This is a genomic window from Gemmatimonadaceae bacterium, assembly GCA_040882285.1.
GTDB lineage: Bacteria > Gemmatimonadota > Gemmatimonadetes > Gemmatimonadales > Gemmatimonadaceae > JACDCY01.
In genome coordinates this window covers 44779-60223 of record JBBEBQ010000006.1, presented here as the reverse complement: position 1 = coordinate 60223, position 15445 = coordinate 44779, and the positions used below count along the sequence as shown (strand labels likewise).

The window sequence follows — 15445 nt, the reverse complement described above, 5'->3', positions numbered from 1 at the left end:
CCAACAGCCAAGAGCCAATAGCCAATAGCTCTTTAGTACATGCCGCCCATGCCACCGCCGCCCGGCATCGCCGGAGCGGAGCCCCTCTCTTCCTTCTTCTCCACGATCAGCGCTTCAGTCGTGAGCAGCAGGCCCGCGATGGAAGCGGCGTTCTGCAGCGCGGTACGCGTGACCTTGGTCGGGTCGATGACGCCGGCCTGAACCAGATCCTCGTACTCGTCGGTCTGCGCGTTGTAGCCGTAGGCGGCGACCTTCGAGGCGCGCACCTTCTCGACCACGATCGACCCTTCACCGCCCGCGTTCGCGACGATGATGCGCATCGGCTCCTCGATCGCCTTGCGGACGATCTCGACGCCGATCTGCTCGTCGGAATCTTCCAGCTTCAGCGCCTTGAGCACGCCCTGCGCGCGGATGAAAGCCACGCCGCCGCCGGGGACGATTCCTTCCTCGACCGCCGCGCGCGTCGCGTGCAGCGCGTCCTCGACTCGCGCCTTCTTCTCCTTCATCTCGCTCTCGGTCGCCGCGCCGACGTTGATCACGGCCACACCGCCCGCGAGCTTCGCCAGCCGCTCCTGGAGCTTCTCCTTGTCGTAGTCCGACGTCGACTTCTCGATCGTCGTGCGGATCTCCTTCACGCGACCCTGGATCTTCTCCGAGTCGCCGCCGCCGTCGATCAGCGTCGTGTTGTCCTTGTCCACGACAATGCGCTTGGCCGTGCCGAGGTCGGTGACGACCGCGTTCTCCAGCTTGAAGCCGACTTCCTCGGAGATTACCTGTCCGTTCGTGAGCACGGCGACGTCCTGCAGCATCGCCTTGCGGCGGTCACCGAAGCCCGGGGCCTTGACCGCGCAGACGCGCAGCGTGCCGCGGAGCTTGTTCACGACCAGCGTCGCGAGCGCCTCGCCCTCGACGTCCTCGGCGACGATGAGCAGCGGCTTGCCCAGCTGCGCGACCTTCTCCAGGATCGGGAGCAGATCCTTCATCGAGGAGATCTTCTTGTCGTGGATCAGGATGAGCGCGTCCTCGAGGATCGCTTCCATCTTGTCCGGGTCCGTCACGAAGTACGGCGAGAGGTAGCCGCGGTCGAACTGCATTCCGTCGACCGTCTCCAGCGTTGTCTCGAGGCCCTTCGCCTCCTCGACCGTGATGACGCCGTCCTTGCCGACCTTCTCCATCGCCTCGGCGATCAGATCACCGATCTCCTTGTCGTTGTTGGCGGAGATGGATCCGACCTGGGCGATCTCCTTCTTGCCCTTGGTGGGGACGCTGATCTTCTTGAGCTCGTCGACGACCGCGGTGACGGCCTTGTCGATGCCGCGCTTGAGCGCCATCGGGTTGACGCCGGCCGTGACGTTCTTGAGGCCTTCGCGGAAGATCGCCTGCGCGAGCACGGTGGCGGTGGTGGTGCCGTCGCCGGCGAGATCGGACGTCTTGGTCGCGACCTCCTTCACCATCTGCGCGCCCATGTTCTCGAGCGCATCCGAGAGCTCGATCTCCTTCGCGACGGTGACGCCGTCCTTGGTGACGGTCGGCGCACCGAACTTCTTGTCGATGACGACGTTCCTGCCCTTCGGTCCGAGGGTGACCTTCACCGCTTCGGCCAGCTGATCCACGCCGCGCTTGAGGGCCGCGCGCGCTTCGGTGTTGAAATGAAGTTCTTTGGCTGCCATGGTTGATCTCTCTGGTTAGCTGATGACCGCGAGCACGTCCGATTCACGCAGAATCAGAACCGTCTCGCCGTCGATGGTGACTTCGGAGCCGCTGTACTTGCCGTAGAGGACGCGGTCGCCCGCTTTGACCTCCATGGGGACACGCTTGCCTTCCTCGAAGCGGCCGGGGCCGACGGCGAGGATCTCGCCCTGCTGCGGCTTTTCCTTGGCGGTGTCGGGGATGAAGAGGCCGCCGCGCATGGTTTCGGTCTCTTCGAGCGGACGGACGACTACACGATCGGCCAGCGGGCTGACCTTCGTGGCTGTGGCGGTTTTGGTTGCCATAGGGTGCTGAATCCTCCAGAACGGTTGTTGGTTTTTGGTTCTTGGTCCGGGGGAAAAGCGGCGACCAATAACCGATCAATTGCGTCGTTAGCACTCGCGTTTTCAGAGTGCTAACAGAGGGAATGTAGACGTTGGCGCGAGACAAGTCAACGCCTGTCGCACCAGTGCTGAGACTCAGCGAAGTTCCGCTAAATAAGCGACTTGCGTCAGACACTTAAAGTCGTTTCTACATGCGGGCGATTTACCACGGCGATCGTGCGGCGGAACCGTGCACATGCATGCTCGATCCAAGGCTCAAGCTGGGTTTGGAACAGTCCCCGATTGCATGCTATAAGTAATTACTTATATTTCATCTAATGGAGAAGCCGCTCGTGTGGATGGGTCAGACTCTCAAGGATCTACGCAAGATGCCAGAGGCAGTGAAGGACGAGTTCGGGTACGCGCTTGGAGTGGCGCAGCGTGGCGGCGTGGCCGCCTCGGCGAGGCCAATGAAGGCAAACCTTCGCGACGTTATAGAAGTCGTGACTGATGAGGACGGGGACACGTACCGCGCGATGTACACGACGAGGCTTGAGGGAAGGGTCTATGTGCTCGACGTTTTTCAAAAGAAAGCCAAGTCAGGCCGCGGAACTCCGAAGGCCGACCTGGACCGAATCGCGCTCAGATTGACAGCTGCTAGAAAGCTGCATCGAGACAACCCGCCATAGGCCAAGGTTGGATTCAGGATCACACCGCCGGGCAGCAATTGATTATTGGGATGTACAATTCACTGGGAAGGACAATGAGAGTTACAAAGGCGAAAGAGCGCAGGCTCGAGCGAGGCAATCGAGGCAAGGTCGACGAGACTGACTACTTCGTAGGCAGCGGAAACGTGTATGAGGATCTTGGCTTCGCTGACGCGGAAGAAAGGTTCGCGAAGCTCAAGCTCGCTGCCCAGATCAATGAGATTATCGAGGAGAACGGTTGGACCCAAAAGACGGCCGCCCTAAGACTCGGCACTAAACAGCCAGAGATCTCGAACCTGAGCAGGGGCAGGCTTAGGAGCATCACCTATGACCGACTAGTAGACTGGCTTATTACGCTAGGATATTCGGTCGAGATCAAAGTCGAACGATCGAAGAAGCCTCACGTCGAAGTTGCGATCGCAGTCTAAGGGACACGCCACTATTTGCACCGTGCAACAAGTGGAACAGAGCGATGAATCGAGTCATCCTCGATTTCATGACTTCGACTCGGCGCGAGTCCAGCGCTGGCGCAGCAGTCCCACGCTGCATCTTTCGGCAAAGGTGATCTGGCAATACATCATTGGAAGCTTACTTTCTTGGCGGAGAATCGAAGCTTACCGTGTTGCCAGGTCACCTTTCTCGTTCGGGAAGTTGTTGCACTCGCTTCATGAATCCGCGCTGTCGAACGAACGGCTGCAGTTGGCAGAGCGACAATGCTTCACGCTGTGCGTCTTGCCTTCTCATCGAAACGCGTTCATTATCGCGATTGGCGGCCATCACCGCCGGAGCTGAACGTCAACGTCATGCGCCGGCACCGCCATTCGGATAAGGGCTTCTAAACTTTCCCTACGCCGCGCCTTCCCAGGGAGGGTGAATGCAGGACAGTCCCGAGTGACCGAGACCCAGAGCTCAAAACTCGAATCATGTATCCATAGGCCACGCTACTATATCCGCGATTCGCTTGCGGGCAACATCGAGGATCGCACTAAGCCAATCACGGAGCAGGAACACCGGGAGAGAATGAGGACTTTCATGGCTCTCGCGCTGGGTGTACCGCAGTCTGCGCTGCCGGAGGACGCGCTTATTCGCGACGTCATGACAGGCCCTCAGGCCGTCGCAATTGTCGAAGAGATCTTCAAGCGAGCCGAGGTGACGAATTACAAGGCGGGACTCGAATATGCACAGGCGCCTCCACTGAGAACTATTGGCGACATGGTTGGCCGTCTCGTGCCGATCGTGCGAAAATACGGCGCCCGCTAGGTCTACGACACTCAAACCTTCACGGAGCTTTCGTGCGCACAGTCACACCCGTCTTCCTCGTCGTCGCTTTCGCGATCGGTCCGTCCGTTCCCGTGATTCAGGCCCAGGCCTCACCCGCCCCGCCGGCCGTCATGCCCGTCATCGTTACCGCTCCCCGGGCAGCCGCAGCGGACGTCGAGTCGATCGACGCGATCATCTCTGCGCTGTACGACGTCATCTCCGGCGGCGTAGGCCAGGCGCGCAACTGGAATCGCATGCGCTCCCTGTTCGTCCCCGGCGGAAAACTGATGCCCACGATCCCGCGCCCCGACAGCACCATCGGAATGCGCATCCTCGGCGTCAACGACTACATCGCCGTCTCCGGGCCGCAGCTCGAGCGGGTGGGCTTCCGCGAGCGCGAGATCGCGCGGCGCGTGGAGCAGTTCGGGCACATCGCGCACGTATGGAGCACGTACGAAGGCCGGATCGAGACGGACAGCACGATGATCCGCGGGATCAACAGCATTCAACTCATGAACGACGGCACGCGCTGGTGGGTGGTCTCGGTGTTCTGGGAGGCGGAGCGGCCGAACTTGCCTTTGCCGCCGCAATACCTGCGGAACGAGCAGTAACGAGCCCGGTACAGCGGAATCCACGGTCTTGTGTTAGCGTTTGGTTGTTGACCCCACAGGAGGCTGTCCCATGAGTTCCGCTTCACGGCTATTCACGCTCCCGCTCGCCGTACTTGCGGGACTCACCGCCGCCTGCGCCGCCGGCAATACCCAGCGCGATCCTTCGGGCCGCGCGACGGTCACGAGCGAGGACCTGCAGAACCCGAATGAGCCGATCGAGGTCACGCTGCAGAAGAAGGTCCCCGGGCTCGTGGTCACGCGGACCGCCGAGGGAGAGATCGCCCTGGAGATCCGCGGCGGCTCATCGTTCCGCGGCGCCGACTCGCCACCGCTCTGGATACTTGACGGCCAGCCCTTCCATCCGGGGCCGAACGGCGCGCTTTCCGGCGTCAACCCGCAGAGTATCGAGTCGATCAGAATCCTGCGGAGCGCCGAGGCAGGGCTGTACGGCGTTGAGGGCGCAAACGGGGTAATCCTCATAACGACCAAGAGGGCGGCCAAAGCGAAGCCCTGAGCTACGCGCCTCAAGTGATGGCAACGCGGCCGCGGCGGCATCTCACCGCGCCATAAGCCGCATGGATCCCATCACGCACACGATGACCGGCGCCGTGCTGGCGCGCGCCGGCCTCGACCGCCGCGGCACGCTTCCACTCGCCGCTACCACGCTCATCCTCGCGGCCAACGCGCCCGACATCGACATCCTCGCGATGTACGCCGGCTCGTACGCCGGACTCGCGTTCCGCCGCGGATGGACGCACGGACCGATCGCGCTGGTGCTGCTCCCGCTCGCGCTCACAGGAGTGATGCTCGCCTGGGACCGGTTGGTCAGACGGCGCGGAGAGCGCGGAGCGTCACTCACGCCGCTCGATGCCCGCGCGACGCTGCTCATCGCGTTTATCGGAGTTGTGAGCCACCCGGCGCTCGACTGGCTCAACACGTACGGCATCCGGCTGCTGATGCCGTTCAGTGGGAGGTGGTTCTACGGCGACGCGGTGTTCATCATCGACCCGTGGCTCTGGCTGCTGCTCGCCGCCGCGCTCGTCCCCTGGCGCCGCACGCGCGGCCGAGTGCGGATCTTCGGGGCGGCCGCGGCCGTGTATGTGGCCGCGATGATCGGCGCGAGCATGGCCGCGGAGTCCATGGCGCGGCGCGCGGCCGAGGCCGCTGGCATCACCGGCATCGAGGAAGTGATGTACCAGCCCGCGCCGGCGCAGCCGCATCGCGGAAGCGTGATCGTCGCGACGGGTGAAGCGTACACCCTCGGCGGTTTCGCCTGGATCGCGCCGCCGCGGAGCCGCGTGACGTTCCGCGATTCGATCCCGCGCGGGGACTGGACGGAGAGCGAGGTCCGCGAAGCCATGACGGATCAGCGGGTGCGCGACTTTCTCGTCTGGTCGCGCTTTCCATACGTAAGGGTCGAGCGCGCATCCGGCGGCACCGCCGTATTCTTCGGCGACGCGCGCTTCGTGGACGTTCCTGCCGGCTCGCTGCAAGGCGTTCGCGTCGTGCTCAGCCGATGACTCGACCACGCCAAGCCATGTTCCGCCTGTGCTGAGATCGTCGCTGCTGTGGGCTTCGCGGAACCGCACCATCGAGCGCCTCGTGCGCTCGAGCAGAGTGGTGCGCCCACTCGTCTCCCGCTTCATGCCGGGTGAGACGATCGCGGACGCGCTGCGGGCCGCCCGGACCCTGCGGGCGGAAGGCACGCCGTCCATCATCACCTACCTCGGCGAGAACGTCGCCTCCGAAGCGGCGGCTGATGCGACAGTCGCGGAATACGAGCGGCTGCTCGCAGCGCTCGCGGCGCGGGGCGCGGACGCCCACGTTTCCATCAAGCTTACGCAGTTCGGCTGGGATCTCGACCGGCCGCGCGCGCTCGATCGCGTGCGCGCGGTGGCGCGGATGGCGCAGGCGGGTGGGACGACGCTCGCCATAGACATGGAATCTTCCGCATACGTGGACTCGACCGTGGAAGCGTACGAGACACTCGCTCGCGAATTCGCCTGCGCCGCGCTCTGCCTCCAGGCATACCTGCATCGCACGCCCGCGGACGTACGCCGGCTGCTCGCCGTGCGGCCATATGTCCGCCTGGTGAAGGGAGCGTACCGCGAGCCCGCGAGCGTGGCGCTCCAGCGGCGGGAGGACGTGAGCGCCCGCTTCCGCGAGCTGGCGCGTGAGCTGCTCGGCCACGCCGGTGACGGCGTGCGCGTCGCGTTCGGCACGCACGATCTCGAATTGCTGCGACGGTTGCGGGACGACGCGCGCGAGCTGGCAGTTCCGCCTTCGGCGTACGAGATCCAGATGCTGTACGGGATCAACAGCGAGGCCCGTCGCGCGCTCGCCGCCGAAGGCGAGCGGGTGCGCGTGCTGATCAGCTACGGCGCGGCGTGGTATCCATGGTTCATGCGGCGCCTCGCCGAAAACCCGGCCAACCTGCTGCACGTCGTGCGCGGCTTCGGCCGGCGGTCGGCCCGCCCGTCACCCGCGACATGAGATTGTCGCGACCGGCATGCATTGCGGCGGCTCTCGCGCTCGCCGCTTGCACGACGAGGCCCGCGCAAGCGCCGGCAGTCAACGCGCCCGACTCCGTCGAGATCCGCCTGGCCGAGCGCCGGCGGATCGCGCAGGAGCGGCTGCTCAACGACTGGGCGGGCCTGTCCCGGTATCGCGCCGCCAACGACAGTATCCCGGCGCCGGCGCCCGGCGAGAATCGCGTGGTGTACATCGGCGACTCCATTACCGAATCGTGGGCGAGCTACTTCCCCGCTCTTTTTCCCGGTAAGCCCTACATCGGACGTGGCATCAGCGGGCAGACTACGCCGCAGATCCTCGTGCGGTTCCGGCAGGATGTGGTGCAGCTGAAACCGAAGGTCGTCGTCATCCTCGCGGGGACCAACGACATCGCCGGCAACACGGGACCGTCGTCACTCGAGATGATCCAGCACAACCTTGCGTCGATGGCGGAGATAGCGCGCGCCAACGGCATCCGCGTAGTGCTGTCGTCCGTGCTGCCGGCCTACGACTATCCATGGAAGCGGGGACTGGAGCCGGCGCCGAAGATCGTGGCGCTCAACTCCTGGATCCGGCGCTACGCGGAAGAGACCGGCGCGGTGTATCTCGACTACCACTCGGCGATGGTCGCCGCACGCGGCGGGCTCCGCGCCGAGCTGACGAGGGACGGCGTGCATCCGAACGCCGCCGGCTACGCGGTCATGGCGCCGCTCGCGGATGCGGCCATCGCCAGAGCGATGCGGCTGCCCTAGCTTTCCGATCCCCACACGGTGGAAGCTGCTTGCATTCCGAAATGGTCCGAATCCTGCTCGCGCGCGACTTGCGAGCGCTCGCACGTGAAGTGGACGCGTACCCGAACGACGAATTGGTCTGGCGCACCGTGCCCGGCATCTCGAACTCCGCCGGGACGCTGGTGCTGCATGTCGCCGGCAACCTCGAGCACTTCATCGGCGCGGTGCTCGGCCGCACCGGGTACGTGCGCGACCGGGACGCCGAGTTCAGCACGCGCGACCTGACACGCGCCGAGCTGCGCGGTCGGATCGAGGCCGCCACGAAATCGGTGGACGCTACGCTCGCGCAGCTTGCGCCGGAGCAGTGCGAAGCGGAGTATCCGGTTCCCATCGGCGGCCGCAAGGTCGGCACCGCCGCCTTTCTCGTCCATCTCGCCACGCACCTCGCGTATCATCTCGGCCAGATCGACTACCACCGGCGGATGCTCGTGCCGAACGCAGGCACGGTCGACGCGATGTCGATCGGCAAGCTGCCGGAGTACGCGCCCTGATGTCTGACGTGCTTGCATCATCACCGTCGCCGCCCACGCAATTCCCGTCGCCGCTCGCGTCGCGGTTCGTCGTCGAGCGCGAGCTCGGCCGGGGCGGAATGGCCACGGTCTGCCTCGCCCGGGAGACCAAGCACGAGCGGCACGTGGCCGTGAAGATCATGCGTCCCGAAGTGGCCTCGGCGTTCGGCGCGGAGCTTCCCTGGCCCGTCGTGAATTCAGTAACGACCCTAGCGCTGCTCGCTCAGGCGCGGCTAGGTCGTTCGCGTCCGATGCATTCCACCCTCGGTGTTGAAATGCACCAGCGTGTAGAGCGGACACCACCCGAAGAGCCCCGTCAGGAGGGGCACGAAGCCTATGATCTTGAACGCCAACCCCACGCCACCGGCGACCGCGCCGCTCCAGCCGAGCGAGAGCAGCGCGAGACCCGCGGTGATCCGGACCACCCGGTCCAGCCCTGATTCGTTGGCGTCGAACATGATCATCTCCGCTTAAGGAAGTGCCGCCGCGCCCGGGCGCGGCTCGGGATACGGTGCCTCGTCGTCGTCGTCGCCGTCCACCCATTCATCCAGCTCGTGGCGCAACTGCGGATGCTGGCGCAACAGGGCCCAGCTCATCGCCGCCAGCGCGAGCACGGTCGGTATGGAAACGTGCCAAATGGAGAGCGCGTTCCGGAGCGGCTCCGTCATCAGGAGGAACGCGCCGAACAGGTGCAGGAAGACGAGCAGGTACATGACGAGCGCGGCGTACCAGAGCAGCGGCCCGCGCTCCGCCACGGACGCCATCCAGGACGCGAACAGTCCGAAGGCAAGGAAGATCAGGAGATGCACGCCGTTGTAGGCGAAGACGGCGCCCGGCCACACGCGCACCAGCGCGGGGTCCTCGAGGCCGTAGAAGAGCCAGCCTCCGAGCAGCGAGAACGTGTAAAAGAAGGAGCGACCCTGCAGCAGGTCACCGACGCCGACGCCGAGGAATACGATCAGGTAGCCGATCGACCCTATCAGCAGTCCACGGAAAGCGACTTCCCATCGATCTTCGCGCATGGTCCACCGCCGGAAGTATCCAGCTTGAGGATACGTTCGCCGGCCGCCGGCGCAGTAGGGGAAATCCCATGGGCCGGTACAGCTTTGCCCTACCGGGGTGGGCTCCCGCTCGCATATTGGCGCGATCATGGCCGAAGCGAATGTACCTTGGGCGCATGCGCTGGCGTCGAATAGCTATGCTCACGGGCCTGGTCGGCGGCCTGTCCGTTTCCTCAGGCGCTGAGAGCATGCAGGCGCAGCAGTGGCTCCGCGGCAACACGCACGCGCACACGGCGAACTCCGACGGCGACAGCCCGCCTGACAGTGTCGCGCGCTGGTACCGCGATGCAGGCTACGATTTTCTCTTTATCACCGACCACGAGCGGATCACTGATCCCGCTCCATTGAACGCTCGCCTGGGCGCACCCGGCCGCTTTCTGCTGATCGCCGGCGAGGAAGTGACCCAGGTCGTCGCGGACTCGGCGCACCCCGACCGCCGCCGGCAGGCGCACGTCAACGCGCTCGGCCTCACCCGCGTGGTGACCCGGCTGGGCGAGAGAGGAATCGCGCATGGGACCTCGCTGACGGACGCATACGCGCGGAACATCGCGGAGATCCGCGCGGCGGGCGGGATCGCGCAGGTGAATCACCCGAACTTCCGCTGGTCGGTGCGGCTGGAAGACCTCACCGCGCTTCCCGACTCGACGCTGCTCGAGATCTGGAACGCGCACACGGGCGTGAACAACGCCGGCGGCGTCGATGCGGCGGGGCGCGTGGCTCCGTCCGCCGAAGCGCTGTGGGATTCGCTGCTCACGCGCGGCAAGGTGGTGTTCGCCGTCGCCGACGACGACAGCCACAGCTTCCGCGCGAGCGACGCGGACTCGTACGCGCTAACGCGTCCGGGACGCGCCTGGATCATGCTGCGGGCGGATACGCTGGCGGAATCAGCCATTCTCGGCGCGCTTCGCCGCGGAGACTTGTACGCGTCCACGGGCGTGACCTTGAGCGAGCTCACAGTGACCGACCGCACGATTACTGTCGCTGTTTCACCGGTGAACGACAGCAGGTACACCATTGAGTTCGTCGGCGGCGGCGGCCGCGTGCTCGCCACGGTGCACGACCGGCGCGCGTCCTACACGATTCGCAGCAACGAGGGCTACGTCCGCGTGCGCGTCACCGATTCGAACGGGTGGAAGGCGTGGACGCAGGCGACGCGGGTGCGCTGAGGAGCGGCAGAAATCCTCCCAAGCCGTGCAGGTGGTCGATGTGGTCCGGACCGGTGTTCCCCGCGAATCCCAGGATCGCCAGTCCGCCGCGCCGTACCTCGCCGATCTGCTGCATCCCGCCGGGGCCCCATGCGAGCACCGGCGAGCGCGCGAGCCCGAGCGCGGCGAGAATCCAGTCCGCGGTCTCGGTGGTGCTCGCGAACGTTCCGGGAAAGATCTCGGAGTGAGTGACGACGAACCTGACTTCCCCGGCCACTGCGCGGCGCGCGTAGCGCAGGAACGGGACGAGCTTGAGCGTGTCGAGCGAGCCGCCCTCGGAGAGCACGGCTCGCTCCGGGATGTAGCTCGTGTGCAGTCCGTCGAGCAGCAGCACTCCGTCGATCGCGGCAGCGGTTCGCTCGTCGCTCAGTAAAGCGCGCACGCCGCCATAGCCGGCGCTGAAAGCGCTGACGACCACGCGGTCGACGCGCACCCTTCCCTGCGTTCGCGCAACGGTCTCGTCGCGCACGCGCTGGATCAGCGTGTTCCACGCGGCAGTATCCGACAGCGCGCGCTCGTACGCGGAGGAGCTGCCGCCGAGGTTCACGACTGCGAGCACGTAGCGGTCGCGCGTGGTGGCGACCGCGTGCATCGGCACGTACGCGGCGCTGAAGACGTGCACGAGCAATGTCCGCTCGTCCGCGGCGCCCGCGCTGGCGAGCGGCTTATCCGGGATGAACACCTCGACCGGTCGCGACAGCACCGAGTCGATCCTGAACGCGACTCCGGAAGTCTGACCTTGCGGGACGCGCTCGTGCCGTCTGGTGTTCTCCACCATCGGCGAGGGATTCTGCGCGCGCGGAGCCGGCGGTGCGGGAGCGGGATTCGATTCCGACGCCGGGCGCGCGTGACAACCGGCGGCAGCGAGGACGAGCAGAAACGCGCATGGCCGCGTGAGCGCACCGACGGCCGCGGAGGAGGGCCTGTCGGGACCGGTCACTTCGTCCAGATGGCGATGGCGCCGCAGCCAAGCAGTATCTGCTGGAATTGCGGCGGCACGACGTCGGTGTACACCTCGATCGCCGCGATCTCCTCCGGGCGAACCCAGCTGTCGATGTCGTCGGCGGTAAGGTCGCCGAGCATTATCGGCTGAATGTGGGTGCCGTTGAGGTAGAGCGACGGTGAGCACTCGCTGTCCCCTCGCCGGAGTCTGATCGTCCCGACGTCGGTCGCGACCCCCGCGATACTGCGGAACAGGTCCGACGCGTTCACGGGCGCGCGCCGCGCGATCTGTTCTGCCGTGAGGTAGCGCCCAAGGCCGGTCCGGCGCCGCGCCTCGAACGCGAGCCGATGCTCGTCCCTCCAGCGCGACGCGGTGACCCGCACGGTGTCCAGCACGGCGCGGAGCGTGGATAGCCCGACGTGCACCGCGGGCGCGCCCGCGAAGACGTTCACCGCCCGGCGCTCGGGGTAGTAACCGAGTGCGCGAACTTCCAGCATGCGTGTCCCCAACGGCGCGTCCGTGAGCGTCCATTCGCCCCTCTCGTTCGTGAGCGCCTCGGGGCCGTCGGTCATGACGACTTGAGCCCCCGCGATGGGCGCACCCGTGTTGATCGCCGCTACCGTCCCGCTCAAGCGCCCGTCACCCGCTTGCACCATTCGCGGCGGAACAGCGGTGTCACCGGCGGGCCGCTCCGCGTCTGCGGCCACGGTCCGCGCGGATCCGAGGTAGAAGTCGCGGCGCGTAACGTGCTCCGCGGCGATGGTGACTTCGATGAGCGCCGTGCTGTCGGCGCCGCCACTGGCGACGAGCGTCGTCGTCCCGGGACGCGGCACGTCGCACAGCGAGAACCAGCCGGTCTCGGTCGTCGTCGCGGTTGCTCGCTGCACCCGGCGGGTGAACCCCTCGCGCCGCACGGAAAACTCCAGCCACTCCGCCGCGACGGCGACGCCCGCCATCGGCGCGTGGCTCCGCGCGTCGCGGACGATGCCGACTATCACCGCGCCCGAATCGCGCGCCGACTGCTCCCCGCAGATCGCGGCGAGGAGCCGCCGGGGTGAAGGGATCGCCACGTCCGCGAGCACCGGGCGGCCGCCAGTGACGACCACCTCGCGCAATGGCGACTCGACGCCAAGCGAGTCGAGCACCGGATGCAAGAACCCGAGCAAATAGCGGCCGTCCGCCACGCCGCTGAACGCGAACGAGCCCGAGGGGTCGGTGATCTCCGTCCGCACGCCGCCCGCCATGTTGCCGGCGTCCACCAGCTGTACCGTCGCCCCGGCCAGCGGCCGGAGAGCCATGCTGTCGTACACGACTCCGCTGACCGTCGCTCCCGCCGCGCGCCCGGTCGGGTCCGGCGTCTGCGCGCCGGCGGCTGCCGCGAGCGCCACGACAAGCAGGAGAAGCCGGACCAGCATCCGATGATCGCTCAGGAAAGGGGAGTACGCACAAACGTTAGCGATCGACCCGATTCGCGCTAGACTTCCCGGATCACACGAGACAGCGACACAGTACGCGCCCCACGGAGCTGCCAATTGACGGCGATCGAGACGTGACAGCGCTCGAAGTCAGCGATGTGCGCAAGGCCTACGCGGGAGTGGTCGCGCTCGCCGGCGTGAGCCTGCGCATCACCGCCGGCGAGTGCCTCGCGCTGGTCGGCGAGAGCGGCTCCGGGAAGACGACTCTGCTCCGACTGTTCAACCGGATGGTCGCTCCGGATGCGGGGGCGGTGCTGGTGGACGGTACGGACGTGGGCGCTGCCGATCCGGTCGCGCTGCGCCGCCGCATGGGCTACGTCCCTCAGACGGGCGGGCTGTTGCCGCATTGGCGAGTGCTGCGCAACGTCGCACTGGTGCCGTGGCTGGAACGGCTTCCAAACGCGGAGGACGCCGCGCGCGCGGCGCTCGAGCTGGTCGGCCTGCCTCCCGCGACATTCGCCGACCGCCGGCCGGCAGAGCTGTCGGGCGGCCAGCGGCAGCGGGTCGCGATTGCGCGCGCGCTCGCCGCGCAGCCCCGATACCTGCTGCTCGACGAAGCGTTCGGCGCGCTGGACGCGATCACGCGCGCCGACGTCCAGGCTGCGTTTCTGCGAATCCGCGACCGCCTGCGGATCACCACGCTGTTGGTGACGCACGATCTGCGCGAGGCGGCGCTGCTCGGAGACCGGATCGCCGTTCTGCGCCGCGGCGCGTTGGAGCAGGTGGGCGCGCCCGCGGACGTGTTCGCCACGCCGGCCACGGAGTACGTGGCCGAGCTGGTCCGCAAGTCAGGGGTGGGGCCGACATGATCGGCGCGGTGGTCCTCTGGGCGTTGCTCCAGGCAGCTCCGGCGCCCGCGACGCGTCCGATCGCGATCGCGTCGAAGCCGTTCGCGGAGTCCTACATACTCGCGGAAATGTTCGCTCAGCTGCTCGAGGCGCGCGGGTTCACGGCGGACCGGCGGCTCGGCCTGGGCGCTACCGAGATTGCCTTTCGCGCGCTGCGCACCGGCGCCATCGACATCTACCCGGAGTATACCGGCACCGGGCTGCTTGCGATCCTCGGCGAGCAGCCGCAGCGCGACGCGCGCGCCGTGTTCCGGCGCGTGGCGACTGCGTTCCCGGCGAGATTCGACGCGCACTGGCTGCCGCCCCTCGGGTTCGAGAACACGTACGCGATCGCCGTGCGGCAGCAGACGGCGGCGGAGCACGGGCTGCGCACGCTCACCGACCTGAGCCGGGCGGCGCCGCGCCTCACGGCGGGTCTCACTCCGGACTTCGTCGGCCGCGCGGACGGGCTCCCCGGTCTCGAAGCGGAGTACGACATGCACTTCGCGCAGGTGCGCTCGCTGCTGCAGTCGGTGAAGTACAGCGCGCTGGTCAACGGCAACGTCGACGTCATCGACGGCTATTCGACGGATGGGCTGATAGCGCGCCATCGGCTCGTCGTGCTCGTGGACGACCGCGCTTTCTTTCCGCCCTACGAAGCCGCGGCGCTGGTGAGCGGCGCGTTCTACCGAGACATGCCGCATGCCGTCGCGGTATTGACGGAGCTGTCCGGCCGACTCGACGCGCAGCTCATGCGGCGGCTCAACGAGCGCGTCGAGGCGCGCGGGGAAACCGTCCCGCGGGTAGCGGCCGCGGCGCTGCGCGAGCTGGACCTGCTCGGCTCCGCATCGGAGGCTGGCGCGCCCGCCGCGACGGAGAGCGGCTCGCTGCCGCGCTACTTCGCCGAGCGCCGCGCGCTGCTGGCGCAGCTGACGCTGCGGCACCTGCTGCTCGTGTTGTTGTCGCTATCCGCCGCGATCGTCGCGGCCGTGCCCATCGGCCTCGCGCTCGAGCGCGCAGGAGCCGCCGCCGAGCCGGTGATCCGCGCGTTCGGCGTGCTGCAGACCATACCGGGCATCGCGCTGCTCGCGTTCATGATTCCCCTCCTGGGCATCGGCGTCGTGCCGGCGCTCGTGGCGTTGTTCCTGTACTCGCTGTACCCGATTCTGCGCAACACCTACAGCGGCGTGCGCGACGCGGCGCCGGGCGCGGTCGAGGCCGCGGGAGCGCTCGGCATGACGCCGTGGCAGGTGCTGCGCTTCGTGCGACTGCCGCTCGCGAGCCCGATCATCATGGCCGGGATCCGGACCGCCGCGGTGATCGGTGTCGGCACCGCGACGCTGGCCGCGTTCATCGGAGCCGGCGGGCTCGGCGATCCGATCGTCGCCGGTCTCGCGCTGTCGGACACGCGCATGATTCTGTTCGGCGCGATTCCCGCCGCCGCGCTCGCGCTGCTCGTCGACAGCGGACTCGGCCTGGTCGAGCGCGTGGTCACGCGCCGCTTCGCCGGGAAGTGAGCGCCGAATAACACAG

At 66.9% G+C, this 15445-nt stretch carries 18 protein-coding genes; 12 read left to right on the top strand and 6 right to left on the bottom strand.

Going from position 1 to position 15445, the window contains the following annotated elements; genetic code table 11:
- Positions 1–32 precede the first annotated feature (32 nt).
- Together groL and WEA80_03645 are read right to left on the bottom strand one after the other, a co-directional pair.
- Positions 33–1670 (bottom strand): chaperonin GroEL, encoded by a 1638-nt coding sequence (groL, locus tag WEA80_03650; GenBank protein ID MEX1185662.1) that lies wholly within the window; start codon positions 1668–1670, stop codon positions 33–35.
- A 15-nt stretch (positions 1671–1685) separates the two neighbouring features.
- Positions 1686–1994, bottom strand: coding sequence for a co-chaperone GroES (locus WEA80_03645; protein ID MEX1185661.1), 309 nt, complete (start codon positions 1992–1994; stop codon positions 1686–1688).
- A 356-nt stretch (positions 1995–2350) separates the two neighbouring features.
- Here WEA80_03645 and WEA80_03640 point away from each other — a divergent pair, with 356 nt between their 5' ends.
- The 9 genes from WEA80_03640 (at position 2351) to WEA80_03600 (ending at position 8383) form a co-directional block, all read left to right on the top strand.
- Positions 2351–2701 (top strand): type II toxin-antitoxin system RelE/ParE family toxin, encoded by a 351-nt coding sequence (locus WEA80_03640; GenBank protein ID MEX1185660.1) that lies wholly within the window; start codon positions 2351–2353, stop codon positions 2699–2701.
- Between the two features lie 74 nt (positions 2702–2775).
- Complete coding sequence (locus WEA80_03635; GenBank protein MEX1185659.1) at positions 2776–3147, top strand: helix-turn-helix transcriptional regulator; 372 nt, start codon at positions 2776–2778, stop codon at positions 3145–3147.
- Positions 3148–3751: 604 nt separating this feature from the next.
- Complete coding sequence (locus tag WEA80_03630; GenBank protein MEX1185658.1) at positions 3752–3979, top strand: hypothetical protein; 228 nt, start codon at positions 3752–3754, stop codon at positions 3977–3979.
- 32 nt (positions 3980–4011) lie between these two features.
- Positions 4012–4590, top strand: a complete 579-nt coding sequence (locus tag WEA80_03625) for a hypothetical protein (protein MEX1185657.1) — start codon at positions 4012–4014, stop codon at positions 4588–4590.
- A gap of 70 nt (positions 4591–4660) precedes the next feature.
- Entirely contained in the window at positions 4661–5104 is a 444-nt protein-coding gene (locus WEA80_03620) for a TonB-dependent receptor plug domain-containing protein (protein ID MEX1185656.1), read from the top strand.
- A 61-nt stretch (positions 5105–5165) separates the two neighbouring features.
- Complete coding sequence (locus WEA80_03615) at positions 5166–6110, top strand: metal-dependent hydrolase (GenBank protein ID MEX1185655.1); 945 nt, start codon at positions 5166–5168, stop codon at positions 6108–6110.
- Positions 6111–6138: 28 nt separating this feature from the next.
- Positions 6139–7083: a proline dehydrogenase family protein gene (locus WEA80_03610; GenBank protein MEX1185654.1), complete on the top strand. Its 945-nt coding sequence runs from the start codon at positions 6139–6141 to the stop codon at positions 7081–7083.
- On the top strand, positions 7080–7853 hold the full coding sequence (locus WEA80_03605) for an SGNH/GDSL hydrolase family protein (protein ID MEX1185653.1): 774 nt from the start codon (positions 7080–7082) through the stop codon (positions 7851–7853). The genes WEA80_03610 and WEA80_03605 overlap by 4 nt, the downstream gene beginning before the upstream one ends.
- 29 nt (positions 7854–7882) lie before the next feature.
- Positions 7883–8383: a DinB family protein gene (locus WEA80_03600; protein MEX1185652.1), complete on the top strand. Its 501-nt coding sequence runs from the start codon at positions 7883–7885 to the stop codon at positions 8381–8383.
- Between the two features lie 251 nt (positions 8384–8634).
- Here WEA80_03600 and WEA80_03595 read toward each other — a convergent pair whose 3' ends face one another.
- Both WEA80_03595 and WEA80_03590 read right to left on the bottom strand, forming a co-directional pair.
- A complete protein-coding gene (locus WEA80_03595) occupies positions 8635–8859 on the bottom strand; it encodes a DUF2892 domain-containing protein (protein MEX1185651.1) in 225 nt (74 codons plus the stop codon).
- 12 nt (positions 8860–8871) lie between these two features.
- Positions 8872–9423 (bottom strand): hypothetical protein, encoded by a 552-nt coding sequence (locus WEA80_03590; protein ID MEX1185650.1) that lies wholly within the window; start codon positions 9421–9423, stop codon positions 8872–8874.
- Between the two features lie 176 nt (positions 9424–9599).
- On the opposite strand from WEA80_03590, the gene WEA80_03585 reads away from it, so the two are divergent.
- Positions 9600–10628 carry a CehA/McbA family metallohydrolase gene (locus tag WEA80_03585; GenBank protein MEX1185649.1) on the top strand — a complete coding sequence of 343 codons (1029 nt, stop codon included), beginning with the start codon at positions 9600–9602 and terminating at the stop codon, positions 10626–10628.
- Here the strand turns inward: WEA80_03585 and WEA80_03580 are convergent.
- Complete coding sequence (locus tag WEA80_03580; GenBank protein ID MEX1185648.1) at positions 10576–11607, bottom strand: hypothetical protein; 1032 nt, start codon at positions 11605–11607, stop codon at positions 10576–10578. The genes WEA80_03585 and WEA80_03580 overlap by 53 nt on opposite strands.
- Positions 11604–13025, bottom strand: a complete 1422-nt coding sequence (locus WEA80_03575; GenBank protein ID MEX1185647.1) for a carboxypeptidase regulatory-like domain-containing protein — start codon at positions 13023–13025, stop codon at positions 11604–11606. Before WEA80_03575 ends, WEA80_03580 begins: the two co-directional genes overlap by 4 nt.
- Before the next feature lie 134 nt (positions 13026–13159).
- On the opposite strand from WEA80_03575, the gene WEA80_03570 reads away from it, so the two are divergent.
- Both WEA80_03570 and WEA80_03565 read left to right on the top strand, forming a co-directional pair.
- Positions 13160–13894 carry an ATP-binding cassette domain-containing protein gene (locus WEA80_03570; GenBank protein ID MEX1185646.1) on the top strand — a complete coding sequence of 245 codons (735 nt, stop codon included), beginning with the start codon at positions 13160–13162 and terminating at the stop codon, positions 13892–13894.
- Complete coding sequence (locus WEA80_03565; GenBank protein ID MEX1185645.1) at positions 13891–15429, top strand: glycine betaine ABC transporter substrate-binding protein; 1539 nt, start codon at positions 13891–13893, stop codon at positions 15427–15429. The genes WEA80_03570 and WEA80_03565 overlap by 4 nt, the downstream gene beginning before the upstream one ends.
- The last annotated feature ends 16 nt before the right edge of the window (positions 15430–15445 follow it).